Source organism: Microbacterium kunmingense (assembly GCF_023155745.1).
In the GTDB taxonomy this organism is placed as follows: domain Bacteria; phylum Actinomycetota; class Actinomycetes; order Actinomycetales; family Microbacteriaceae; genus Microbacterium; species Microbacterium kunmingense.
Genome location: NZ_JAKNUS010000005.1, coordinates 265,376 through 287,570, shown reverse-complemented (window position 1 = coordinate 287,570; position 22,195 = coordinate 265,376). Strand labels below are relative to the sequence as shown.

Sequence of the window (22,195 nt, the reverse complement as noted above, 5' to 3'; positions counted from 1 at the left end):
CCGTCGCTCGGCGGAGAGGTCCGTCACTCTCGTTCATTCGTCGCCGATGTACGCCGACGGCCCTTCCGGGCGTACATCTGCGACGAACGAGGCGCGTAGCGAGCCGAGGCACCGCGGCCGGCGCGGGTCACCACCCGTTGGTTCGTCGCAGATGTACATCGCGAACCCCTTCGGGCGTACATCTGCGACGAACGAAACGCTGTTGCGGGTGGAGTGCCCGGTGTGGGGTGTCGTGGCGAGCCGGCGCCTGCGGTCTTGCCGTCCCGCGTGCCCGCCGCCCCGCCGTCCCGCGCGCCTGCGGCCTCGCCGTCTCGTGTGCCCGCGGCGCCCCTTCTCCTCACACCGTGCGGCGCCGGCGCGGGTCTCGCCGTTCGTTCGTCGTAGATGTACGCCGAAGGCCCCTCCGGGCGTACATCTGCGACGAGCGAAGGTCTGTGGGGGCGCCGCGCACGGGGCGCGGGGCGCGAAGCGCCGGGGCACGGGGCGCGAGGCGCCGAGGGCGCCGGGGGCGCGCAAGGGGGACCGGGTCGCGAAGCCGGCGGGAGAGCGGATGCCGCGCAGCGGCGCGCAGCGAGGATCAGCCGCGCAGGAGCTGACGCGCGGCCAGCCCGATGATGGCGCTGTAGGTGGGGTAGGCGAACTTCACGCCGGCGAGCGTCGCGACGTCGATGCCCGCCGCCATGGCGGTCGTCACCGACTGGATCACCTCGACGGCGTTCTCGCCGACGGCGTGCGCGCCGAGGATGAGCTCGCGGCGGTTGTCGGCGATGAGCTTGAGGAACCCCACTGCGCGATCGTCGATGACGGCCCGCTCGAGGTCGGAGTACCGCGCGACGGCGACGATGCAACGCTCATCGCGTTCGCGTGCCTGATCCTCGGTGAGACCGACGCCGGCGTAGTCGGGATCGGTGAAGCCGCCGGCGGGCAGGAGATGGTGCGGCGTGCGGCGGTTTACGCCGAGCACCGCGTTCTCGGCCGCCGCTTCACCCTCGAACTGCGCGGCCTGGACCAGCATGTCCCGCCCGGTCGCGTCACCCACGACAAGGATGTGCGGGACCTCCGAGCGGAAGTACGCATCGACCGGGATCGCCGACCGCTCGATGGCGATTCCCGCCTGCTCCAGGCCGAGGTCGTCGACGTCGGCGGGCCACCCGGTGGCCATCACCACGACATCGAAGCTGTCCGCCACCGGCCGGTCGTCCTCGCGCCACCGCAGCGTCATCCCGTCGGCGCCCTCCTCCAGGGCGTCGACTCCCGTGATGCCGGTGCGCACCGTCATCCCGTGCCCTTCGAACGATTCGGCGATGGCGGCCGACACGTCCGCGTCGGAGGCCATCAGGAGGCGGGGTGCGACGTCGAGCACGCTCACGTGCGCGCCGAAGGACTCGAACACCGTCGCCAGCTGCGCGCCGGTGTTGCCGGCGCCGATGATGGCCACGCGCCCCGGCAGCGACGGCAGCTCCAGCACGTGCTCGGGCACGGTCGCCAGTTCCGCGCCGGGGATGGGAAGGCGGCGGGAGTGCCCGCCGACGGCGACGATGATCGACGCGGCGTGCACGCGCCTGCCGGAATCGAGGACCAGGGTGTGCGGGTCGGCGAAACGCGCCCGTCCCTCCTGCACCAGATCGATCCCCGCGTCGGAGAACCGGCCGGCCTCGTTCTTGACCGCTCGGACGCGGTCGACCCGCTCTCGCACGCGAGCGACGGTCGCGGCCCAGTCCAGGGCTTCGGGATGCGTCACCACGCCGTACTCGCGGGCGGCGCCCACCTCGCGCATCAGCCGGGCGGCTTTCGCGAGCACCCGGGTGGGGACGCAGCCGGTGTTGACGCAGGTGCCCCCGAGCCGGTCGGAGGCTTCGAGCACGGCGACCTTCGCGCCGAGCTCCGCGGCACGCAGGGCCGCCGCCGTGCCGGCAGGCCCCGCTCCGATGACGGCGAGATCGTAGGAGTCGGTGTGGCTGGTCACGCTGTCAGTGTCGCACCCGATGACCGCCCTTGGGCCACATCGACGTCGGCCGGGACCGGCTGATCAGGCCCCGAAGAGCCGCTGCAGGCGCTGGACGCCCTCGAGGAGGGCGTCGTCGCCGAGCGCGTACGAGAGGCGGAGATACCCGCTCGGGCCGAACGCCTCACCGGGGACCACCGCGACCTCGGCCTTCTCGAGGATGAGATCGGCGAGCTCCAGGCTGGTGGTCGGCGTCGCACCGCCCCACTCGCGGCCGAGCAGCCCCTGCACGTCGGGGTAGACGTAGAAGGCGCCGAGCGGGTTGGGAACGGTGACGCCGGGGATCTTCGCCAGTTCGGTCACGATCACGCGGCGGCGGCGGTTGAAGGCGCTCCGCATCTTCTCGGCTTCGACCTGGGGTCCGGTGAGCGCGGCGAGCGCGGCGCGCTGAGCGACGTTGTTGACGTTGCTCGACAGGTGCGACTGCAGATTCGCGGCGAGCTTGATCGCATCGGTCGGGCCGATCATCCAGCCCACCCGCCATCCGGTCATGGCGTAGGTCTTGGCGACGCCGTTGACGAGGATGGCCTGGCCCGCGATATCCGGCACCGCCTCGACGATCGAGGTGGCCCGCGCGCCGTCGTAGACCAGGTTCTGGTAGATCTCGTCGGAGATCACCCAGATGCCGTGCTCGAGGGCCCATTCGCCGATCGCGCGGGTCTCTTCGGCGGAGTAGACGGCGCCGGTGGGGTTGGAGGGCGAGACGAAGACGAGCACCGTCGTCCGCTCGGTGCGGGCCGCCTCGAGCTGCTCGACGGTGACCTTGTACTCCTGGTCGGCGCCGGCGAAGACCTCGACCGGCACGCCGTCGGCGAGGCGGATCGCCTCGGGGTAGGTCGTCCAGTAGGGCGCGGGGAGGAGAACCTCGTCGCCGGGGTTCACCACAGCCTGGAACGCCTGGTACACCGCCTGCTTGCCGCCGTTGGTGACGATGATCTGCGACGGCTCGACATCCCACCCGGAGTCGCGGAGGGTCTTGGCGGCGATCGCCTCGCGCAGCACCGGCAGGCCCGCGGCGGGGGTGTAGCGGTAGTTCGCGGGGTCGCTCAGGGCCTCGGCGGCGGCGTCGACGATGAACGAGGGCGTGGCGAAGTCGGGCTCGCCTGCGGCATACGAGATCACCGGGCGCCCGGCGGCCTGCAGCGCCTTGGCCTTCGCATCGACCTTGAGGGTCGCTGATTCGGCGATCGCGGACAGTTTGCGGGAGAGAGGAGCGCGGGAGGTCACGGGGTCAGCGTAGTCGCCCGGGCGTGTCCGCCGGGAGCCGCGTGCCGCCTCCTGCGGGGCGGGGTTCGACAGCGGTGCGGGCCGGGGATCGCTCCTCCGGCCCGCACCGCGTCCGTGTCAGCCGAATTGGTTCATCGTGTTGTGGGCGCCGCCGGCCTTCAGGGCGGCATCCCCGGCGAAGTACTCCTTGTGGTTGTCGCCGATGTCGCTTCCCGCCATGTTCTGATGCTTCACCGTCGCGATCCCCTCGCGGATCTCGCGGCGCTGCACGCCCCGGACGTAGGCGAGCATCCCTTCGTCGCCGAAGTAGCCCTTGGCGAGGTCATCCGTCGACAGGGCCGCCGTGTGGTAGGTCGGCAGGGTGATCAGGTGATGGAAGATCCCGGCGCGTGCCGAGCCGTCCTTCTGGAACGAACGGATCTTCTCGTCCGCGAGGCGACCGAGCTCGGTGTCGTCGTAGTCGGGGCTCATCAGCTCGGCCCGGTCGTACGCGGAGACGTCGGCACCCTGCTGCGACAGCAGGTCGTAGGCCTGCTGGCGGAAGTTCAGCGTCCAGTTGAACGAGGGGCTGTTGTTGTAGACGAGCTTCGCGTTCGGGATCTCCTTGCGGATCTCGTCCATCATTCCGGCGATCTGCTCCACGTGCGGCTTCTCGGTCTCGATCCAGAGCAGGTCGGCGCCGTTGCGGAGCGCGGTGACGCAGTCCAGGACGCAGCGCTCCTCGCCCGTCCCCGGACGGAACTGGTAGAGGTTGCTCGGCAGCCGCTTGGGGCGCACCAGCCGGCCGTCGCGCGTGAGGACGACATCGCCCGTGCCCAGATCGGATGCCGAGATCTCCTCGACATCGAGGAACGCGTTGTACTGGTCGCCCAGGTCGCCCGGGGTGTGGCTGACGGCGAGCTTCTGGGTGAGCCCCGCTCCGAGCGAGTCGGTGCGGGCGACGATCACGCCGTTGTCGATGCCGAGCTCGAGGAACGCGTAGCGGACCGCGTTGAGCTTCGCGATGAAGTCGTCGTGCGGAACCGTGACCTTTCCGTCCTGGTGGCCGCACTGCTTCTCGTCGGAGACCTGGTTCTCGATCTGGATAGCGCACGCGCCCGCCTCGATCATCTTCTTGGCGAGCAGGTACGTCGCCTCGGGGTTGCCGAAGCCGGCGTCGATGTCGGCGATGATCGGCACGACGTGGGTCTCGTACGTGTCGATCTGCGACTGGATGAACTCCGCCGCGGTCTCGTCTCCCGCCGCGCGCGCCGCGTCGAGCTTCGTGAAGAGCAGGTCGAGCTCCCGGGCATCCGCCTGGCGGAGGAACGTGTAAAGCTCCTCGATCAGTGCGGGGACCGCCGTCTTCTCGTGCATCGACTGATCAGGCAACGGCCCGAACTCCGAGCGGAGGGCTGCGACCATCCAGCCCGACAGGTAGAGGTATCGCTTGTTCGTGGACTTCAGGTGCTTCTTGATCGAGATGAGCTTCTGCTGCCCGATGAAGCCGTGCCAGACGCCGAGCGACTGCGTGTAGACAGACGAGTCGGCGTCATACTCCGCCATGTCGCGGCGCATGATGTCGGCGGTGTACTGGGCGATCTCGAGGCCCGTGCGGAAGCGGTTCTGCGCCCGCATCCGCGCGACGGCCTCGGGGTCGATCGCGTCCCAGCTCGCGCCGTTCTGCTGCTTCAGAGCCTGCACGGCGGTGATGTCGTCCTGGTAGTGGGTCATGTCATGTCCTTCGTCGGATCGTGGGGAAAAGGGGTCAGTCGGTTTCGACCAGGAACTTCGCGTACGCGGCCAGGGTGAGGAACGTCGGGAACTCCTCGCGCAGCGCCACTTCGCGGAACACCTCGGCGGCGTCCTCGAAACGGTCGCCCTCGCGGCGGTCGGCCTCGGCGAGCACGCGTGTGATCAGGCCCTCGATGTACTCGCGGGTGATCAGGGTGCCGTCCTCCGTCGCCCGGTCCTGGTGGATCCACTGCCACACCTGAGACCGCGAGATCTCCGCGGTCGCGGCATCCTCCATCAGGTTGTCGATGGCCACTGCGCCCAGGCCCCGGAGCCACGCCTCGATGTAGCGGATCGCGACCGAGACGTTCGCGTGCACGCCCGCGGCGGTCACCGGCCGACCGATGTGCACGTCGAGGAGATCGGATGCCGTCACCTCCACGTCCTCGCGCTGCCGGTCGACCTGGTTCGGACGGTCGCCGAGCACCGCGTCGAACTCCGCCATCGCCGTCGGGATCAGGTCGGGGTGGGCGACCCACGTCCCGTCGAAGCCGTCGCCGGCCTCGCGCTTCTTGTCGGCGGCGACCTTCTCGAACGCGCGAGCGGTCACCTCGGGGTCGCGGCGGTTCGGGATGAAGGCGCTCATGCCGCCGATCGCGAAGGCGCCGCGCTTGTGGCACGTCTTCACCAGCAGCTCGGTGTACGCCCGCATGAACGGCACGGTCATCGTGACCTCGCTGCGGTCGGGCAGCACGAAGCGTGCCCCGCGCCCACGGTAGTTCTTGATGATCGAGAAGATGTAGTCCCAGCGTCCGGCGTTCAGTCCCGCGCAGTGGTCGCGCAGCTCGAAGAGGATCTCTTCCATCTCGAACGCCGCCGGCAGCGTCTCGATCAGCACGGTCGCGCGGATCGTGCCATGCGGGATTCCGATGTAGCGCTCGCTGAACGTGAACACGTCGTCCCAGAGCTTGGCCTCTTCGCTGGACTCGAGCTTCGCGATGTAGAAGTAAGGCCCGCGGCCGTTCGCGATGAGCTGCTCGGCGTTGTGGAAGAAGTACAGCCCGAAGTCCACGAGCGAGCCGGATGCCGCCATCCCGCGACCCGCGCGGTCGGTGAACCGCAGGTGGGCTTCGCTCAGGTGCCAGCCTCGCGGGCGCATCACGATCGTGGGCGTCCGCTCCGCGGTGACCTCGTAGGTCTTCCCCGCGTCATTCGTGAAGGTCAGCTCCCCGCGGATCGCGTCGCGCAGCGACAGCTGTCCCTCGATGACGTTCTTCCACGTGGGGCTGGTGGCGTCCTCCTGGTCGGCCAGCCACACCCGCGCGCCGGAGTTCAGCGCGTTGATCGTCATCTTCGGATCGGTGGGTCCGGTGATCTCCACCCGGCGGTCCTCCAGGCCCGGGCCCGCCCCGGCGACCCGCCACTCGGCGTCTTCGCGGATGTGCGCGGTGTCGTCGCGGAACCGCGGGTCGTGGCCGTTGCCGATCTCGAAGCGCCGCCGCATCCGATCCGCGAGGCGGTCGTGCCGGCGTCCGCCGAAGCGCTGGTGGAGCTCGCCGACGAAGGCCAGCGCCTCGGGCGTGAGGATCTCGTCGTAGCGGGGGCCCATCCGGCCGAGGACCTGGACGGCCGGCGCCGGCGCCGTGGTGGGGGCGGTCAGTGTGGCGGTTGCAGGTGTCATGTCCGTGTCCTCCTGTGAGCGGATCCGCGGTGGTGGTCCCGCGGTGTGACTCCACTCTGGGGTGAAGATCCACCTCGAGCCCGACGAATCCGGGTGTGAACTTTCCCGAATATTCGTCATTCGTGACAGAATCCCGTCATGTCGAAGGCACAGAACCGGGATGTCGGGGCGGACGCCCCCGACGATGAAGAGGTGGACCCCCTCACCATCGGCCGCCGCATCCGTCAGCTGAGGACCGCGCGCGGCATGACGCTGGACGACCTCGCCGCCGCCGTCGAGCGCGTGCCCAGCCAGCTATCGATGATCGAGAACGGCCGGCGCGAGCCGAAGCTGACGCTGCTGCGCCAGATCGCCCGCGCCCTCGGGACGAGCCTGGACGCGCTCCTCGAGTCCGAACCCCTCGACGAGCGCGCGACGATGGAGATCGCCCTCGAGCGCGCGATGAAGGGGCAGACGTTCCAGGCGCTGGGCATCACGCCCTTCCGCATCGGCAAGACCGTCCCCGACGGCGCCCTCCGCGCGATGCTCGCGCTGCAGGGCGAGATCGAGAGGCTGCGCGATGAGCGGGCCGCCACCCCCGAGGAGGCCCGACGTGCCAACGTCGCGCTCCGCCGTCTCATGCGCACGCAGAACAACCACTTCCCGGATTTGGAGAAGCAGGCTCTGGCGATCCTCACCGCGGTCGGACACCCCGGGGGCCCACTCACCCAGCGGACGGCATCCGACATCGCCGCACACCTCGGGTTCACGCTGCACTACGTGCCGGATCTGCCGCAGACCACCCGCAGCGTCGCCGACATCAAGAACGGCCGGCTCTACCTCTCGAGCAGGCTGGCGTCGAAGGGTGATCCGCGGACGGCGGTGCTGCAAGCCCTCTCCAGTCGGATCCTCGGCCACACCGAACCCACGAGCTACGCGGAGTTCCTCCGCCAGCGGGTCGAGACGAACTACCTCACCGGAGCCCTCTCGATCCCCGAGGACCACGCCGTGCCGTTCCTCCTCGAGGCCAAGGGGCGTCGGGCGGTGTCGATCGAAGATCTCCGCGACGCATACTCGGTGTCGTACGAGACCGCCGCGCACCGGTTCACGAATCTCGCGACCGTGCACCTCGGCATCCCGGTGCACTTCCTGAAGGTGCACGAGTCGGGCACGATCACCAAGGCGTACGAGAACGACGACGTGAACTTCCCGACCGATCGGCTGGGATCGATCGAGGGGCAGATGTGCTGCCGGAAGTGGACCTCACGCGTCGTCTTCGATGAGGACGACCACTTCAACCCCTACTACCAGTACACCGACACCGGCAACGGGACGTACTGGTGCACCGCCCGCGTCGAGCTCTCCAGCGAGGGCGCGCATTCGGTGTCGGTGGGGGTGCGCTTCGACGACACCAAATGGTTCCTCGGCCGCGACACTCCGCACCGCGGGGTGTCGAAGCACTCGGTGGAGGTGTGCTGCCGCCGGGCGCCGGCGGATCTCGAGGCGTCGTGGCGCGAGTACGCGTGGCCGAACGTCCGCACCCCGCGGACGCTGCTGGCCACCCTCCCCACGGGCGCCTTCCCGGGGGTGGACACCACCGACGTCTACGAGTTCCTCGAGGCCCACGCGCCAGCATCCGGTTCCTGAACCCTGACCCGCGACCCGTCGATCATTGCTGCCCGGACGCGGCGGGAACAGCCGTTTCTGACGGATCGCGGTGCGGGGCGCACGCGGGTGAGGGGCAGGGAGGAGTGGGGTCAGGAGGATGCCGCGAACGCAGCCCACAGCTCCGCGCGCACCGCGAAAGACGACAGGTCGCGGCCGAGCACCCGCTCGGCCAGGGCCAGCCGGGTGCGCACCGTGTGGCGGTGCACCCCGAGGGCGCGCGCGCACGCCTCGTGCGAGCAGTCCTGCTCGAGCCAGGTCCGAAGCGTCGTGACGAGGGCGGTGCCGTGGTCGGCGTCGTGGGTGGCGAGGGGTGCGAGTTCGGCGGCGGCGACCGCACGGGCTTCGCCCGACAGCGCGGTGAGCGCGGCGATCACGCCCGACCGCGCCACATCGGCGAAGCGCGTGAGGGGTCCTTCGCCCCGCTCGGCCGCACGATCCCGCGCGATGCGGGCCTGTTCGACGGCCGCCGCGAAACCGTCCCAGCCGGTGGCGTCGGAGACGCCGAGCCGCGCGTCGAAGCGCTCGACGAGCTCGTCGAGCACGTCGGGCGCCGCCGCCGGCACGACCACGGCCAGACCGTCACCGCTCCGGCCGAAGAACACCGCTCCGCGTCGCTCCTCGGCGCGGAGCTCGAGGAACTCGGCGACACTGTCGACGCGCGCCGTCGTGGCATCCGTCATCGCCACCACCACCGGCGCCGTCGGCAGCGACCCCCACAGATCGCGGGAGATCCGTCGCGCGAGGGCGGGATCGCCCGAGAGGAGGGATTGCACGAGCCCGGCGCGGAGGCTGCCACGAGCCCGGGCGAGCCCCTGCTGCTGCTCGAGGGCGAGGCCGGCCATCGCGATCACCGCGGTCACGACCCCTCGACCCTCCTGGTCGAGGTCGCCGGCGGCGATGGCGATCACACCGCGCAGATGACCGCCCCGGCCGAGCGTCTGCAGGGTGAACGGCAGATCCCCCAGGCGCAGCGACGACCCGGCACGGGCACCGCGGCGCAGGACCGCGCCGATCTCGGCATGCAGTGCCGCGGCGACATCGGGCGCGAGGTCTCCGGCCGGATGTTCGCGCGCGAGCTCGCCGGCGGCGTCGTAGAGGCCGACCCAGGTGCCCAGCTGCTTGGCGAGCTCCGCCACCGTCGCGCCCAGGCCGTCGGGACGCAGCGCAGCCAGCGAGATCGCGCGCTGCGCGGCGAGAGCCCATGATCGCCGGGCATATCCGACGGCGGCGATCGCCTCGGCGTTGGCCCGGGCGACCGCGATGAAGGGCGTGCGGTACGGCACCTCGAACAGCGGCATGCGGTGGTGCCGGCAGGCCTGGACGAGAGTCGGCGGAATGCCGTCGCGCACGACCTCGGTGCCGAAGCCGACTCCCACGACGCCTCGCTCGGACAGGCGGCGCACGTAGGCGTCGACGACGGATGCCTCGTCGTCGGCGTCGAGGAACTGGGTCCCGGTGGTCAGCAGGACGAGGCCTTCGGACAGGAACGGCGTCGGGTCGAGCAGATCGGTGCTGTGGACCCACCGGACCGGGCGCGACAGCGCGTCGTCGGGTGCGGTGTCCTCGTCCCGCAGGTGCAGGTCGGTGCGGGAGAGGAGGGAACGGAGGGTCGGCGGCGCAGCGGCCTGGGCCGTCGTCGTCATGGTGCCTCCTCGCGGCGGGGCGTTCCGCACCCGGGTCCACTGTACGGATGGTACAACCCCCGGCACAGAATGTACGCGCGGGCCGGTGCGCCGGCGGCATCCCGAACCCTACGCTCCCGGCATGACCGCTGCCACCCTCACCGCGCCCCCGCTCGGCGGACCGACCCTTCCGCAGGAGCGCCGACTCGTCACCTCCATCCCGGGCCCCCGGTCGCAGGAGCTGCTCGCCCGCAAGGCGGCGGCCGTCAGTGCCGGCGTCGGGCACACGGTGCCGGTCGAAGCCGTCGCCGCCGGCGGCGGGGTGGTCGTCGATGCCGACGGCAACTCCTTCATCGACCTCGGGTCGGGGATCGCCGTCACCACGGTCGGCAACGCCCACCCTCGCATCGTCGAGGCGGTGCAGGCGCAGGTGGCCCGGTTCACCCACACCTGCTTCATGATCTCTCCGTACGAGTCGTACGTCGCCGTCGCCGAGGCGCTGAACCGCGTCACCCCGGGCGACCACGCCAAGAAGAGCGCGCTGTTCAACTCCGGGGCCGAGGCGGTCGAGAACGCCGTCAAGATCGCCCGCAAGTACACCGGAAAGCCGGCCGTCGTCGCCTTCGACCACGGCTACCACGGCCGCACGAACCTCACCATGGCGCTGACCGCCAAGGCGATGCCGTACAAGAGCGGGTTCGGTCCGTTCGCCTCCGAGATCTACCGGGCGCCGCTGTCGTACCCGTTCCGTGACGGGCTGAGCGGGGCGGATGCCGCGGCCCGGGCCATCTCGGTCATCGAGAAGCAGGTCGGAGCCGACAACCTCGCCGCCGTCATCATCGAACCCATCCAGGGGGAGGGCGGCTTCATCGTCCCCGCCGACGGCTTCCTCCCGGCGCTGGTGGACTGGTGCCGCGCCAACGACGTCGTCTTCATCGCCGACGAGGTGCAGACGGGCTTCGCCCGCACCGGCGCGATGTTCGCCAGCGATGTCTTCGGCATCGTGCCCGACCTCATCACCACGGCGAAGGGAATGGCGGGGGGCCTGCCGCTGGCCGCGGTCACCGGGCGTGCCGAGATCATGGACGCCTCCCATCTCGGGGGGCTCGGTGGCACCTACGGCGGCAACCCGATCGCCTGCGCGGCGGCGCTCGCCGCGATCGAGGCGTTCGAGACCGAGGGTCTCATCGAGCGGGCCCGCGAGATCGGCGGCATCCTCATCGAGCGGCTTCGCGCGATCCAGGCCGCAGACCCGCGGCTGGGAGACGTCCGCGGGCGCGGGGCGATGGTCGCGGTCGAGTTCGTCGATCCCGCCACCGGGGCCCCCGACGCCGCCCTCACCGCGGCGATCGCGAAGGCGTGCATCGCCCAGGGCGTGATCGTCCTCACCTGCGGGACGTACGGCAACGTCATCCGATTCCTGCCGCCGCTGGCCATCGGCGACGCGCTGCTGAACGAGGGGCTCGACGTCCTCGCGACGGTGCTCGACGAGTCGCGTACCGACAGCGAGCCCGTGCTCGTCGGTGACGACGCCCCCACCCCCACGGCAGACTGACCCCGGGATGACCCGGCGTTCGCGCCGGGTGTCTGCTCGAACCCGATGCAAAGGAGCACCATGACAGATCCCACCACCGATGTGCTCACGCGCGACGTCGTCATCGTCGGCGCGGGAGCGGCCGGCCTCACCGCCGCGAACGAGTTGCGCAAGGCCGGCCTCTCGGTCGCCGTCCTCGAGGCGCGCGACCGGGTCGGCGGAAGGCTGCACACCGACGTCATCGACGGGGCCATGCTGGAGGTGGGGGGCCAGTGGGTCTCACCCGACCAGGAGGCCCTCATCGAGACCCTCGACGACCTCGGGCTCGAAACCTACTCCCGCTACCGGGAGGGCGACTCGGTGTACATCGACGCCGACGGGAAGCTCACCCGTTTCACCGGCGAGATCTTCCCCGTTCCCGAGGCGACCGAGAAGGTGATGGTCGAGCTCATCGACCGGCTCGACCGGATGGTCGCCGAGATCGACCCGGACCGCCCGTGGGAGCACCCCGACGCCGAGGAGCTCGACCGCACCTCGTTCGAGGCATGGCTGGCGGCGCAGACGGACGATGTCGAGGCCCGCGACAACATCGCGCTCTTCATCGCCGGCGCGATGCTCACCAAGCCCCCGCACGCCTTCTCCACGCTCCAGGCCCTGCTCATGGCCGCCTCGGCCGGCAGTTTCTCGCACCTCGTCGACGCCGACTTCATCCTCGACAAGCGGGTGGTCGGGGGCCTGCAGCAGGTGCCGCTGCTGCTGGCCGAGCGTCTCGGGGGCGACGTCTTCCTCGATCAGCCGGTGCGCCGCATCGAGTGGACCGACGGCGGCGTGACGGTGGAGTCGGACCGGATGACGGTGCGTGCCCGTTTCGTCATCCTCGCCCTTGCACCGGTGCTCTACCCGCGCATCTCCTTCTCCCCGCCCCTGCCGCGGCTTCAGCATCAGATGCATCAGCACATCTCGATGGGCTTCGTCATCAAGGTCCATGCCGTCTACGACCGTCCGTTCTGGCGGGAGCAGGGCCTGTCGGGCACGGCGTTCAGCCCCTACGAGCTCTCGCACGAGGCCTACGACAACACCAACCACGGCGACGAGCGCGGCACCCTCGTCGGGTTCGTGTCGGATCGGCACGCCGATGACGTCTTCCGCCTGTCGGCCGAGGAGCGCAAGGAGCGCATCCTGGAATCCCTCTCGCACTACTACGGCCCGGAGGCGAAGAACCCGGTGGTCTACTACGAAAGCGACTGGGGGACCGAGGAGTGGACGCGCGGCGCGTACGCGGCGAGCTTCGATCTCGGCGGGCTCACCCGGTACGGCGCCGATCAGCGCGAGCCGGTCGGACCGATCCACTTCGCGTGCAGCGACATGGCGGGCCTCGGCTATCAGCACGTCGACGGCGCCATCCGAATGGGACGGCTGGTCGCCTCCCGCATCGTCGAGGAGGCCCGGGGATGACCTCGCCGAAGGGTGGAGCGACGCGGATGGGGCCTGTCCTCGTCGGATACACCGCGACGGATGCCGGTGATGACGCCGCCACGCTCGGCGCGCGTCTGGCGGCGGCGACGTCGGCCGACCTGGAGCTGGCCGTCGTCCTCCCCGCCGACGACCGCAGCGTGATCACGCCGCCGGACGCCGGTTACGACCAGTACCTGCGTCAGCAGGCGGACACGTGGCTCGGCAGAGCCGAGGAGCGCGTGCGCGAGGCCTTCCACGGACGCGATCGCGATGCCGGTGGACCACACCGGCACGTGCGCTACGACGAGTCGTTCGCGGCCGGCCTCGTCGCCGCGGGTCATGAGACCGGCGCCTCGCACATCGTCGTCGGCGCCGCCAACGGCGGCATCCGCGGCCGGCACCGGCTGGGATCGGTCGCGAACGAGCTCCTCCACTCCTCCGACCTCCCCGTCGTCCTCGCACCGGAGGGCGCGCGGCGCACCGATCCGGGCGCGGGGATCACGCGGATCACCGCCGCCGTCGGCACGCGTCCCGGCGCCGATGCGCTGCTCGAGCACGCTGTCGCCCTCGCCGCGGCGACCGGCGCCGAACTGCGTCTGCTGTCGCTCGTGACGGTCGACCTTCCCCCGAGCGTCGACACCGGCGTCATCCGTCTTGCCGGGGCCGCCCATGCCGAGGAGGTCCTCGACACCGCCCGCCGCGCCCTGCCGGACGGCATCGACGCCGAGGCCGTCGTCGGCACCGGCGACTCCATCGAGGACGCCGTCTCGCACATCGGCTGGGAGCCGGGCGAGATAGCCCTCGTCGGATCCAGCCGCCTCGCCCAGCCCCGTCGACTTTTCCTCGGCTCGACCGCAGCGAAGATGCTGCACGAGCTGCCCGTCCCCATGATCGTGGTGCCGCGCACACGCGCGCGGCAGCCGCAGGAAGGAGAGCGGCGATGAGCGCACCCGAAAGCTCCGCGCCCCTCGCGCCCGCCACCGGCGAAGACGCCGGCGGGCTGTCCCGCAAGGGACTCAGCGTCGGAGCCGTCGGGCTCATCGGCGCCGTCGTCATCGGCATCTCGTGCATCGCCCCCGCCTACACCCTGACCGCCGCTCTCGGGCCGACGGTCTCGGAGGTCGGTGTGCAGGTGCCGGCGATCATCCTGGTCGGGTTCATCCCGATGCTCCTCGTCGCCTTCGGGTACCGGGAGCTCAATCGACGGATGCCGGACTCCGGCACATCCTTCACCTGGGCCACGCGCGCCTTCGGCCCGTGGATCGGCTGGATGGCGGGGTGGGGCCTGGTTGCGGCGACGATCATCGTGCTGTCGAACCTGGCCGGCATCGCCGTCGACTTCCTGTTCCTGCTCATCGCGCAGATCTCGAACACCCCCGAGATCGCCGAGCTCGCCGCCATCCCATGGCTGAACGTGCTCGTGTGCCTCGCCTTCGTGGCCGCCGCGACGTTCGTCTCCTACCGCGACATGCAGACCACCCAGCGTCTGCAGTACGTCCTCGTCGGCTTCCAGGTCGTCGTGCTGGTTCTCTTCGCCGGCGCCGCGATCATCGCCACGACGTCGGGGAACGCCTGGGACGCCACGACCTTCGACCTGTCCTGGTTCAACCCCTTCGCGATCGGGTCGTTCAGCGCGTTCGCCGCGGGGGTGTCGCTGTCGATCTTCATCTTCTGGGGGTGGGATGTCACCCTCACGATGAACGAGGAGACCAAAGACCCCGACCGCACGCCCGGCCGTGCTGCGACGATCACCGTGGTGACCATCGTGGTGCTCTACCTGCTCCTGTCCATCGCCCTGCTGATGTACGCGGGCACCGGTGAGGGCGAGTACGGGCTGGGCAACCCCGATATCCAGGACAATGTCTTCTTCGCCCTCGCGGGCCCGATCCTCGGACCCCTCGCCTTCCTGGTCTCGCTCGCCGTGCTGACGAGCTCGGCCGCATCGTTGCAGTCGACCTTCGTCTCACCGGCCCGCACGCTCCTGGCGATGGGGCACTACGGCGCCCTGCCGCCGGCTTTCGCCCGGGTCAGCCCGCGGTTCTTCACGCCCGGCTACGCCACGCTGGTGTCGGCGGTCGTGGCGGCGGGGTTCTACGCGATCATGCGGTTCGTGAGCGAGAACGTGCTGTGGGACACCATCACCACCCTCGGCATGATGATCTGCTTCTACTACGGGATCACCGCGTTCGCGTGCGTGTGGTACTTCCGCAAGCAGTGGTTCGACTCGGTCCGAAACGTCTTCTTCACCCTGGTCTTCCCCCTGGTGGGTGGGGTGATCCTCGCGGTGATCTTCGTCACGACGCTCATCGATTCGATGGACCCTGACTACGGGAGCGGGTCGTCGGTGTTCGGGTTGGGGCTCGTCTTCGTGCTGGGTGTGACTATCATCCTCGTCGGCGTGGTCATCATGGTCTGGCAGGCCGTGCGACGTCCCGCCTTCTTCCGCGGCGAGACCCTGTCCCTCGACGCGCCCGCAGGCGCACGCCGCCGCTGATCTGTACGAAACGAACGGAGAATCATGACCGACTACGCCGTCATCAACCCCGCGACGGGCCAGACCCTCGCCACCTACCCCACGATCAGCGATGACGACCTGGCCGCGGCCATCGACCGTGCCGACACCGCCTACCGGTCGTGGCGGCACCTCCCGGTATCGGAGCGTGCCGCGCTGATCCGCCGCGTGGCCGACCTTCATCGAGAGCGCCGCGACGAGCTGGCGGCGATCATCGTCCGCGAGATGGGCAAGCCTCTCGTGGCGGCGCTCGGTGAGGTGGATTTCGCCGCCGACATCACCGAGTATTACGCGAACGTGGCCGAGAAGGTCACCGCCGACCAGCCTCTGGAGATCGAAGGCGAGGGGACAGCCGTCATCCGCCGGACGCCACTGGGCGTGCTGCTGGGGATCATGCCCTGGAACTTCCCGTACTACCAGGTCGCGCGCTTCGCGGCTCCGAATCTGATCCTCGGCAACACCATCCTGCTCAAGCACGCACCCCAGTGCCCCGAGTCGGCCGCGGCACTGGAGGCGATGTACCGAGACGCGGGCCTCCCCGTCGGCGCGTACACGAACATCTACGCCACGAACGATCAGGCCGCAGCCGTCATCGCCGATCCGCGCGTCCAGGGCGTGTCGGTCACGGGATCGGAGCGGGCGGGCGCTGCGGTGGCCGAGGTCGCCGGGCGTCATCTGAAGAAGGTCGCGCTCGAGCTCGGCGGGTCCGATCCCTTCATCCTGCTGTCGACGGATGATCTCGACGCCACCGTTCAGGCGGCCGTCGACGCGCGACTGGACAACAACGGTCAGTCCTGCAACGCCGCCAAGCGCTTCATCATCATCGATGAGCTGTACGAGCCCTTCCTCGAGAAGTTCGCGACGGCGATGGGTGCGGCCAAGGTGGGCGATCCGCTCGCGGACGACACCGTCCTCGGACCGCTCTCCTCCGAGACCGCGGCCGAGCGACTGCAGAAGCAGATCGACGACGCCGTGGCCCAGGGGGCCCGGCTGGTGACGGGAGGATCACGCGACGGCGCGTTCTTCCCCGGCACGGTGCTCACCGACGTCACGCCCGAGATGGATGTCTACGGCGAGGAGCTCTTCGGCCCGGCAGGTGTCGTCTACCGGGTGAAGAACGAGGAAGAGGCGATCCGCGTCGCGAACGACACCGGGTTCGGGCTGGGATCGTACGTGTTCACCACCGATCCCGAGCAGGCGCAGCGCGTGGCGGACAAGATCGACGCCGGCATGGTCTACGTCAACGTCGTGCTCGCCGATTCCCCCGAACTGCCGTTCGGCGGCGTGAAGCGCTCGGGCACCGGTCGGGAGCTGGGGCTGCTCGGCGCCGACGAGTTCGTCAACAAGAAGCTCATCCGCGTCGCTGGGTGAGATCGTCGAAGGGGCGGTGCGGCGCCGGGCCGCTCCGCCCCTTCCGTCTTCTCAGCGACGCGACTCAGGCGGCGAGGACGACGTCGGCGCTGGCAACATCCATCTGCAGCGCCGCACCCACATCGGCATTGGTGAGCATGCCCTCGTGGGTGCTCAGGCCCGACTTCAGCGACGCGTCGGCGCGCAGCGCGTCCCGCCAGCCGCGGTCGGCCAGGCGCAGCACGTAGGGCGCGGTGGCGTTGGTGAGGGCGCGCGTGGCGGTCTCGGGGACGGCGCCGGGCATGTTCGCAACGCAGTAGTAGAGGCTCCCGTGCACCGGGAAGGTCGGCTCGTCGTGGGTCGTGGGCCGCGACCCCTCGAAGCATCCTCCCTGGTCGATGGCGATGTCCACGAGCACCGATCCCGGCTTCATCGCCGCCACCATCTCGTCGGTGACGAGCTTGGGTGCCGCCGCGCCGGGGATCAGGACCGACCCGATGACGAGGTCGGCGTCGGCGAGCTGGTCGGCGATCTCGAGCGGTGAGGAGTGGCGGGTCTGGATGAGTCCGCCGAACTCCGTCTCCAGGGTCCGCAGCCGGGGGAGGGAGATGTCGATGACGGTGACGTCGGCGCCGAAGCCGACGGCGTTGCGCGCCGCGTTCTCGCCCGCGACGCCGCCGCCGATCACCACGACCTTGCCCTTGCGCGTGCCCGCGATGCCGCCGAGGAGCGTGCCGCGCCCGCCGGCGGGACGCATGAGGTGGGTCGCCCCGACCTGGATCGAAAGACGCCCGGCGACCTCGCTCATGGGAGTGAGAAGGGGAAGGGACCGATCGGGCAGCTGGACCGTCTCGTACGCGATGGCGGTGACTCCGCTCGACAACAGCGCGTCGGTGCACGCGCGCGAGGCGGCGAGGTGGAGGAAGGTGAAGAGCACCTGGCCGCGTCGCATGCGGCCGTACTCCGCGGCGATCGGCTCCTTGACCTTGAGGATCAGGTCGCCCCGCTCCCACACCTCGTCGGCGGTGGGAGCGATCCGTGCTCCCGCGGCGGAGAAGTCGGCATCCGAGATGCGCGACCCCTCCCCGGCGCCGGCTTCCACGATCGCCTCGTGACCGCGGCGGCGCAGCTGATCCACGATCGCCGGCGTCACTGCCACGCGATCCTCGTTGTTCTTGATCTCCGCTGGGACACCGACTCGCATCACAGCTCCTTTCGCAGTTGACGAATAGTGTTGAAGAAAACAGATGAAAGCGGCAGTACCTCCGAAGAAGATTCCTTGGCGGATGACGATCGGCGGGCTTCCGTCGGAGAAGGAGGCCCTGAATGGCGCTCGAACCGAACGATCCACGCCCGGTTCCCCTGGATGAGATCGACCGACGGATCCTCGAGGCGGTCACCGCCGACGGCAGGATCACCAACGCCGCCCTGGCGGAGCGGGTCGGCGTGGCCCCCTCGACCGCGCACACCCGCCTGCGCGGACTCATCGACCGGGGGGTGATCTCGTCCTTCACCGCCAGCGTCGCGCAGGCGCGGCTCGGCGTGGCGCTTCAGGCTCTGGTCGGGGTGACCCTTCGCCCCGGTGCGCGCCAGGCGAGCATCACCGATTTCGCAGAGCACACCCGCTCGCTCCCCGAGGTCGTCCAGGTGTTCTTCCTGGGCGGCGCCGATGACTTCATCGTCCACGTCGCGGTCACCGACTCCTCGGCGCTGCGCCGTTTCGTCGTGGAGCAGATCTCGGGTCACGACCGCGTGGCCTCGACGCGGACGAACATCATCTTCGACTATCACCGGAACGCGGTGGTCGACTCTTTCCGTTGAGCCTCCTCCGGGATGGGCAGATTCCTCTTGGTATTACTCGTACGTCTTGCGCCGATCCAGCAGCGCAAGATCGGCGCTCATGGCGCGGGTGGCGTCGAGCAGCTGCGGCAGGTAGTCGGCGACGAGCTGCTCCACCGATACCCGCGAGGTCGACACGGAGATGTTCACGGCGCTGACGTAGCGCCCGTCGGAACCGATGACCGGGGCGGCTACCGAGCGCGCGCCGAGGTCGACCTCCTGGTTGTTCAGCGACCAGCCCTGCTGCCGGACCTCGGCGATGCGCTCCCGCAGCTCCTGCTCGTCGACGATCGTCGCGGGCGAGAGCTTCTCGCGCGGATAGGTGCGGAAGTATTCGTCCAGGGCCGCGTCGTCGAACTCGGAGAGCAGCACGCGTCCGGTCGAGGTGCAGAACGCCGGCAGCCGCCGGCCGATGCCGAGACGGATGGGCATGATCGTCTCGGCCGCAGCGCGGGCCACGTAGACGACGTCGCCGTCGTCGTACTCGCAGGCCGAAACGGACTCGCCGATGCGAGCGGACAGCCGTCGCAGGTGGTCCTGCACGATGTCGATCCGGCTGGAGGACGACAGGAAGGCGTATCCGAGGTCGAGCACGCGAGGTCGCAGGTAGAACCGGTTCTGACGGCTCCCGACATACCCCAGGGTCTCCAGGGTGAGCAGCGCCCGACGCACCGAGGCGCGACTGAGGTGGGTGATCTTGGCGACGTCGGCGAGGGACAGCAGGTCGCGTTCGTTGGAGAAGGCGCGGATGACGGCGAGCCCGCGATCCAGCGACCGTACGAAATCGCCCGAACCGCCGCGCGCGTCATCATCGCTCATTCGCGGACCTTCCTGATCTCACTGCGAAGCGGAGATCACGATAGCAACGCATCGGACGATCCAGGCCCACGCGTCGGATCCTGGGTGGCGCGCTCCTCCTGCGGTCTGGCCCGCCTCCCGCGGGCACGCCACAATGGTGACCATGCGCGACAGTGCCTTCCAGAACGATGCCTTCCAGAACAGCGACGATGCGGTGACCGCCCTCGATGACGATCAGTGCTGGGAACGGCTGCGAGGCCAGGTGCTCGGGCGCCTGGTCACCCACGTCGGCGATGTGCTCGACATCTTCCCGGTGAACTACGTCGTGGACGACGGCACGATCCTCTTCCGTACCGCCGAGGGCAGCAAGCTGATCGAGCTGACGGTCAACGACGAGGTGCTCTTCGAAGTCGACGACTACAGCGATGACGAGGCGTGGAGCGTGGTCGTGCGCGGTCGAGCGCGGCGGCTGGACACCTCCGCCGAGGTCGAGCGGGCCGATGGCCTGGGGCTGTCGCCGTGGATCCCGACGCTGAAGTACATCTACGTCCGCATCGTCGCCCATGCCGTCTCGGGACGGGCGTTCCCCCGCGGCCCGGAGCCGGAGCGGTACGGCGTCGCGTCGTACTGAGTGATTCGCGGGGTCCTCGGGCATGCCGTAGACTGGGGGATGCAGTTGAAGTCTGCATTCTTTCGCCGTGCCCGCCGGTCGGGCCGTCCTTCCCTCCAGGCAGGGGCAGAAGTCTGCAGGCATCCCGGGGTCTTCCGACCCTTAGGGCGGTAGCTCAATTGGCAGAGCAGCGGTCTCCAAAACCGCAGGTTGCAGGTTCGATTCCTGTCCGCCCTGCGCGTCAGCGTCTGCTGGCACGAGGAAACAATCAGGTGGGTGGCATGCTCCAGGACGAGCCGAAGAACGAGGTGGTCGCGCGCAGCGACGCACCCCGAGAGAAGAAGCCCAGCTTCTTCGCGCGCATCGTCCTGTTCATCCGACAGGTCTTCGCCGAGCTTCGCAAGGTCGTCACGCCGACGCGGCAGGAGCTGGTGAAGTTCACCGCCGTGGTGCTCGGTTTCGTCCTGGTGATGATGGCGATCGTGTACGGACTGGACGTGCTGTTCGTCTGGATCGCGCAGTACGTCTTCGGTATTCCGGGCGCCTGAGCCGACAACGCGCCCACCGGGTTCGTCCGGTGGCGTCGCGCAATGCGTCGAGCCGGATCCCCCGGTCACGACAGAGGAAGAGAACACAAGTGTCTGAAAGATATGTCGACGACGCCGACTGGGCGCCCGCGGCCGAGCAGTCCTCCGAGGAGGACGAGGCCCAGGAGGGCAACATCCTCGAGTTCGAGGAGCGCGCGAACACGCCCGCCGAGCACAGCGCCATCCACATCGTCGACGACGAGGACGATGTCGAGGACGACACCGAAGAGCTCGACGACATCGAGATCCAGGACCCGGAGGCAGACGCCATCGTGAACGACGCCCTGAACATCGACGAGACCGCAGAGGCCGAGGCTGCCGCCGAGGTCCTCACCGACTCCGTCGCCGAGGAGATCGCCGAGCTCGAGGCCGAGGCCGCCGACGAGGTCACCCCGTACGACGGTCCGGATGTCAACGGCGAAGACGACCGCGAGGGCGCCGCCGACGACGAGGAGGAGCTCGACCCGTTCGAGGCCTTCCGCGCCGAGCTGCGGTCGCTCCCGGGCAAGTGGTACGTCATCCACTCGTACGCCGGCTTCGAGCGCAAGGTGAAGGCGAACATCGAGCAGCGCAAGTCCACGCTCGAGGTCGAGGACGAGATCTACCAGGTCGAGGTCCCGATGGAAGACGTCGTGGAGATCAAGAACGGCCAGCGCAAGATGGTCACCCGCGTGCGCATCCCCGGTTACGTGCTGGTGCGCATGGATCTCAACGAGGACACCTGGTCGGTCGTGCGCCACACGCCGGGTGTCACCGGGTTCGTGGGGAACGCCCACAACCCCACCCCGCTCCGCTTCGAAGAGGCCTTCACCATGCTCAAGAGCCTGGTCGAGGTCAAGGAGGTCGCTCCCGCCAAGGGTTCGGCCAAGGGTGCTCCCGCCGCCGCGCGCAGCATCCCGGCCGAGGTCGACTTCGAGGTGGGCGAGACCATCACCATCAAGGAGGGGTCGTTCGCGGGCCTTCCCGGCACCATCAGCGAGATCAAGCCCGAGAGCGGCAAGCTCACGGTCCTCGTCTCGCTGTTCGAGCGCGAGACCCCCGTCGAGCTGTCGTTCGACCAGGTCACCAAACTGTAAAGACTTCCGGGCCGCAGGCCCGGGGAACCGCGGTCCGGAAACGCCGGATGTGCGGGAGAAGCGGATGCCGCGGCATCCGGTTCGAAGAAAGGAAAACGACATGGCACCGAAGAAGAAGGTGACCGGCCTGATCAAGCTCCAGATCAACGCCGGCGCCGCCAACCCGGCACCGCCGATCGGCCCCGCGCTCGGTCAGCACGGTGTGAACATCATGGAGTTCTGCAAGGCGTACAACGCCGCGACCGAGTCGCAGCGCGGCAACGTCATCCCCGTCGAGATCACCGTCTACGAGGACCGCAGCTTCACCTTCATCCTGAAGACCCCGCCGGCTGCCGAGCTGATCAAGAAGGCTGCGGGCGTGCAGAAGGGTTCGCAGACGCCGCACACGGCCAAGGTGGGCAAGCTCACCAAGGACCAGGTGCGTCAGATCGCCGAGACGAAGATGCCCGACCTGAACGCGAACGACATCGAGGCCGCCTCGCTGATCATCGCCGGCACCGCCCGTTCCATGGGCATCACGGTCGAGGACTGAGGGGGAG

Annotated in this window: 18 protein-coding genes and 1 tRNA gene; 12 read left to right on the top strand and 7 right to left on the bottom strand. The window is 69.5% G+C overall.

What is annotated here, in order from left to right; translation table 11 throughout:
- Window positions 1–577: 577 nt before the first annotated feature.
- From MA875_RS09800 to aceB, 4 genes are all read right to left on the bottom strand, one after another.
- Complete coding sequence (locus MA875_RS09800) at window positions 578–1,966, bottom strand: dihydrolipoyl dehydrogenase family protein (protein WP_248242100.1); 1,389 nt, start codon at window positions 1,964–1,966, stop codon at window positions 578–580.
- Window positions 1,967–2,029: 63 nt separating this feature from the next.
- The gene (locus MA875_RS09795; protein ID WP_248242099.1) at window positions 2,030–3,232 is read right to left on the bottom strand and encodes a pyridoxal phosphate-dependent aminotransferase; all 1,203 of its coding nucleotides are present in this window, start codon (window positions 3,230–3,232) and stop codon (window positions 2,030–2,032) included.
- Window positions 3,233–3,349: 117 nt separating this feature from the next.
- The gene (locus MA875_RS09790; RefSeq protein WP_248242098.1) at window positions 3,350–4,945 is read right to left on the bottom strand and encodes an isocitrate lyase; all 1,596 of its coding nucleotides are present in this window, start codon (window positions 4,943–4,945) and stop codon (window positions 3,350–3,352) included.
- A gap of 34 nt (window positions 4,946–4,979) precedes the next feature.
- Window positions 4,980–6,626 carry a malate synthase A gene (gene aceB / locus MA875_RS09785; RefSeq protein ID WP_248242097.1) on the bottom strand — a complete coding sequence of 549 codons (1,647 nt, stop codon included), beginning with the start codon at window positions 6,624–6,626 and terminating at the stop codon, window positions 4,980–4,982.
- Between the two features lie 138 nt (window positions 6,627–6,764).
- Here aceB and MA875_RS09780 point away from each other — a divergent pair, with 138 nt between their 5' ends.
- The gene (locus tag MA875_RS09780; protein WP_248242096.1) at window positions 6,765–8,252 is read left to right on the top strand and encodes a helix-turn-helix transcriptional regulator; all 1,488 of its coding nucleotides are present in this window, start codon (window positions 6,765–6,767) and stop codon (window positions 8,250–8,252) included.
- A 110-nt stretch (window positions 8,253–8,362) separates the two neighbouring features.
- Here the strand turns inward: MA875_RS09780 and MA875_RS09775 are convergent, their stop codons facing one another.
- Entirely contained in the window at window positions 8,363–9,916 is a 1,554-nt protein-coding gene (locus MA875_RS09775) for a PucR family transcriptional regulator (RefSeq protein ID WP_248242095.1), read from the bottom strand.
- 121 nt (window positions 9,917–10,037) lie between these two features.
- Here MA875_RS09775 and gabT point away from each other — a divergent pair, with 121 nt between their 5' ends.
- The 5 genes from gabT to MA875_RS09750 are packed head-to-tail and all read left to right on the top strand — an operon-like array spanning window position 10,038 to window position 16,767.
- Complete coding sequence (gabT, locus tag MA875_RS09770; protein ID WP_248242094.1) at window positions 10,038–11,450, top strand: 4-aminobutyrate--2-oxoglutarate transaminase; 1,413 nt, start codon at window positions 10,038–10,040, stop codon at window positions 11,448–11,450.
- Between the two features lie 60 nt (window positions 11,451–11,510).
- The gene (locus MA875_RS09765; RefSeq protein ID WP_248242093.1) at window positions 11,511–12,884 is read left to right on the top strand and encodes a flavin monoamine oxidase family protein; all 1,374 of its coding nucleotides are present in this window, start codon (window positions 11,511–11,513) and stop codon (window positions 12,882–12,884) included.
- Entirely contained in the window at window positions 12,881–13,828 is a 948-nt protein-coding gene (locus tag MA875_RS09760; RefSeq protein ID WP_248242092.1) for a universal stress protein, read from the top strand. Before MA875_RS09765 ends, MA875_RS09760 begins: the two co-directional genes overlap by 4 nt.
- The gene (locus MA875_RS09755) at window positions 13,825–15,378 is read left to right on the top strand and encodes an APC family permease (RefSeq protein WP_248242091.1); all 1,554 of its coding nucleotides are present in this window, start codon (window positions 13,825–13,827) and stop codon (window positions 15,376–15,378) included. The genes MA875_RS09760 and MA875_RS09755 overlap by 4 nt, the downstream gene beginning before the upstream one ends.
- Before the next feature lie 24 nt (window positions 15,379–15,402).
- On the top strand, window positions 15,403–16,767 hold the full coding sequence (locus tag MA875_RS09750) for an NAD-dependent succinate-semialdehyde dehydrogenase (protein WP_248242090.1): 1,365 nt from the start codon (window positions 15,403–15,405) through the stop codon (window positions 16,765–16,767).
- 64 nt (window positions 16,768–16,831) lie between these two features.
- Here the strand turns inward: MA875_RS09750 and ald are convergent, their stop codons facing one another.
- On the bottom strand, window positions 16,832–17,950 hold the full coding sequence (gene ald, locus MA875_RS09745; protein ID WP_248242089.1) for an alanine dehydrogenase: 1,119 nt from the start codon (window positions 17,948–17,950) through the stop codon (window positions 16,832–16,834).
- 122 nt (window positions 17,951–18,072) lie between these two features.
- Between ald and MA875_RS09740 the strand changes: the two genes are divergently transcribed.
- Window positions 18,073–18,567, top strand: coding sequence for an Lrp/AsnC family transcriptional regulator (locus tag MA875_RS09740; protein ID WP_248242088.1), 495 nt, complete (start codon window positions 18,073–18,075; stop codon window positions 18,565–18,567).
- 33 nt (window positions 18,568–18,600) lie between these two features.
- Here MA875_RS09740 and MA875_RS09735 read toward each other — a convergent pair whose 3' ends face one another.
- Complete coding sequence (locus MA875_RS09735; RefSeq protein WP_248242087.1) at window positions 18,601–19,404, bottom strand: IclR family transcriptional regulator domain-containing protein; 804 nt, start codon at window positions 19,402–19,404, stop codon at window positions 18,601–18,603.
- Between the two features lie 142 nt (window positions 19,405–19,546).
- Between MA875_RS09735 and MA875_RS09730 the strand changes: the two genes are divergently transcribed.
- The 5 genes from MA875_RS09730 to rplK all read left to right on the top strand — a co-directional run bounded on the left by MA875_RS09730 (window position 19,547) and on the right by rplK (window position 22,188).
- Window positions 19,547–20,014 (top strand): pyridoxamine 5'-phosphate oxidase family protein, encoded by a 468-nt coding sequence (locus tag MA875_RS09730; RefSeq protein ID WP_248242086.1) that lies wholly within the window; start codon window positions 19,547–19,549, stop codon window positions 20,012–20,014.
- A gap of 143 nt (window positions 20,015–20,157) precedes the next feature.
- Window positions 20,158–20,230: transfer RNA gene (locus tag MA875_RS09725), tRNA-Trp, on the top strand.
- Window positions 20,231–20,274: 44 nt separating this feature from the next.
- Entirely contained in the window at window positions 20,275–20,541 is a 267-nt protein-coding gene (gene secE, locus MA875_RS09720) for a preprotein translocase subunit SecE (RefSeq protein ID WP_248242085.1), read from the top strand.
- A gap of 89 nt (window positions 20,542–20,630) precedes the next feature.
- Complete coding sequence (gene nusG, locus MA875_RS09715) at window positions 20,631–21,656, top strand: transcription termination/antitermination protein NusG (RefSeq protein WP_248242084.1); 1,026 nt, start codon at window positions 20,631–20,633, stop codon at window positions 21,654–21,656.
- A 100-nt stretch (window positions 21,657–21,756) separates the two neighbouring features.
- Window positions 21,757–22,188 carry a 50S ribosomal protein L11 gene (rplK, locus tag MA875_RS09710; RefSeq protein WP_248242083.1) on the top strand — a complete coding sequence of 144 codons (432 nt, stop codon included), beginning with the start codon at window positions 21,757–21,759 and terminating at the stop codon, window positions 22,186–22,188.
- Window positions 22,189–22,195 lie beyond the last annotated feature (7 nt).

What these genes read in the sequence shown, in the direction of transcription:
- MA875_RS09790 (WP_248242098.1), bottom strand. Translation starts at nt 4,945, where the DNA reads ATGACCCACTACCAGGACGACATCACCGCCGTGCAGGCTCTGAAGCAG.
- aceB (WP_248242097.1), bottom strand. Translation starts at nt 6,626, where the DNA reads ATGACACCTGCAACCGCCACACTGACCGCCCCCACCACGGCGCCGGCG.
- MA875_RS09780 (WP_248242096.1), top strand. Translation starts at nt 6,765, where the DNA reads ATGTCGAAGGCACAGAACCGGGATGTCGGGGCGGACGCCCCCGACGAT.
- MA875_RS09775 (WP_248242095.1), bottom strand. Translation starts at nt 9,916, where the DNA reads ATGACGACGACGGCCCAGGCCGCTGCGCCGCCGACCCTCCGTTCCCTC.
- gabT (WP_248242094.1), top strand. Translation starts at nt 10,038, where the DNA reads ATGACCGCTGCCACCCTCACCGCGCCCCCGCTCGGCGGACCGACCCTT.
- MA875_RS09765 (WP_248242093.1), top strand. Translation starts at nt 11,511, where the DNA reads ATGACAGATCCCACCACCGATGTGCTCACGCGCGACGTCGTCATCGTC.
- MA875_RS09760 (WP_248242092.1), top strand. Translation starts at nt 12,881, where the DNA reads ATGACCTCGCCGAAGGGTGGAGCGACGCGGATGGGGCCTGTCCTCGTC.
- MA875_RS09755 (WP_248242091.1), top strand. Translation starts at nt 13,825, where the DNA reads ATGAGCGCACCCGAAAGCTCCGCGCCCCTCGCGCCCGCCACCGGCGAA.
- MA875_RS09750 (WP_248242090.1), top strand. Translation starts at nt 15,403, where the DNA reads ATGACCGACTACGCCGTCATCAACCCCGCGACGGGCCAGACCCTCGCC.
- ald (WP_248242089.1), bottom strand. Translation starts at nt 17,950, where the DNA reads ATGCGAGTCGGTGTCCCAGCGGAGATCAAGAACAACGAGGATCGCGTG.
- MA875_RS09740 (WP_248242088.1), top strand. Translation starts at nt 18,073, where the DNA reads ATGGCGCTCGAACCGAACGATCCACGCCCGGTTCCCCTGGATGAGATC.
- MA875_RS09735 (WP_248242087.1), bottom strand. Translation starts at nt 19,404, where the DNA reads ATGAGCGATGATGACGCGCGCGGCGGTTCGGGCGATTTCGTACGGTCG.
- MA875_RS09730 (WP_248242086.1), top strand. Translation starts at nt 19,547, where the DNA reads ATGCGCGACAGTGCCTTCCAGAACGATGCCTTCCAGAACAGCGACGAT.
- secE (WP_248242085.1), top strand. Translation starts at nt 20,275, where the DNA reads ATGCTCCAGGACGAGCCGAAGAACGAGGTGGTCGCGCGCAGCGACGCA.
- rplK (WP_248242083.1), top strand. Translation starts at nt 21,757, where the DNA reads ATGGCACCGAAGAAGAAGGTGACCGGCCTGATCAAGCTCCAGATCAAC.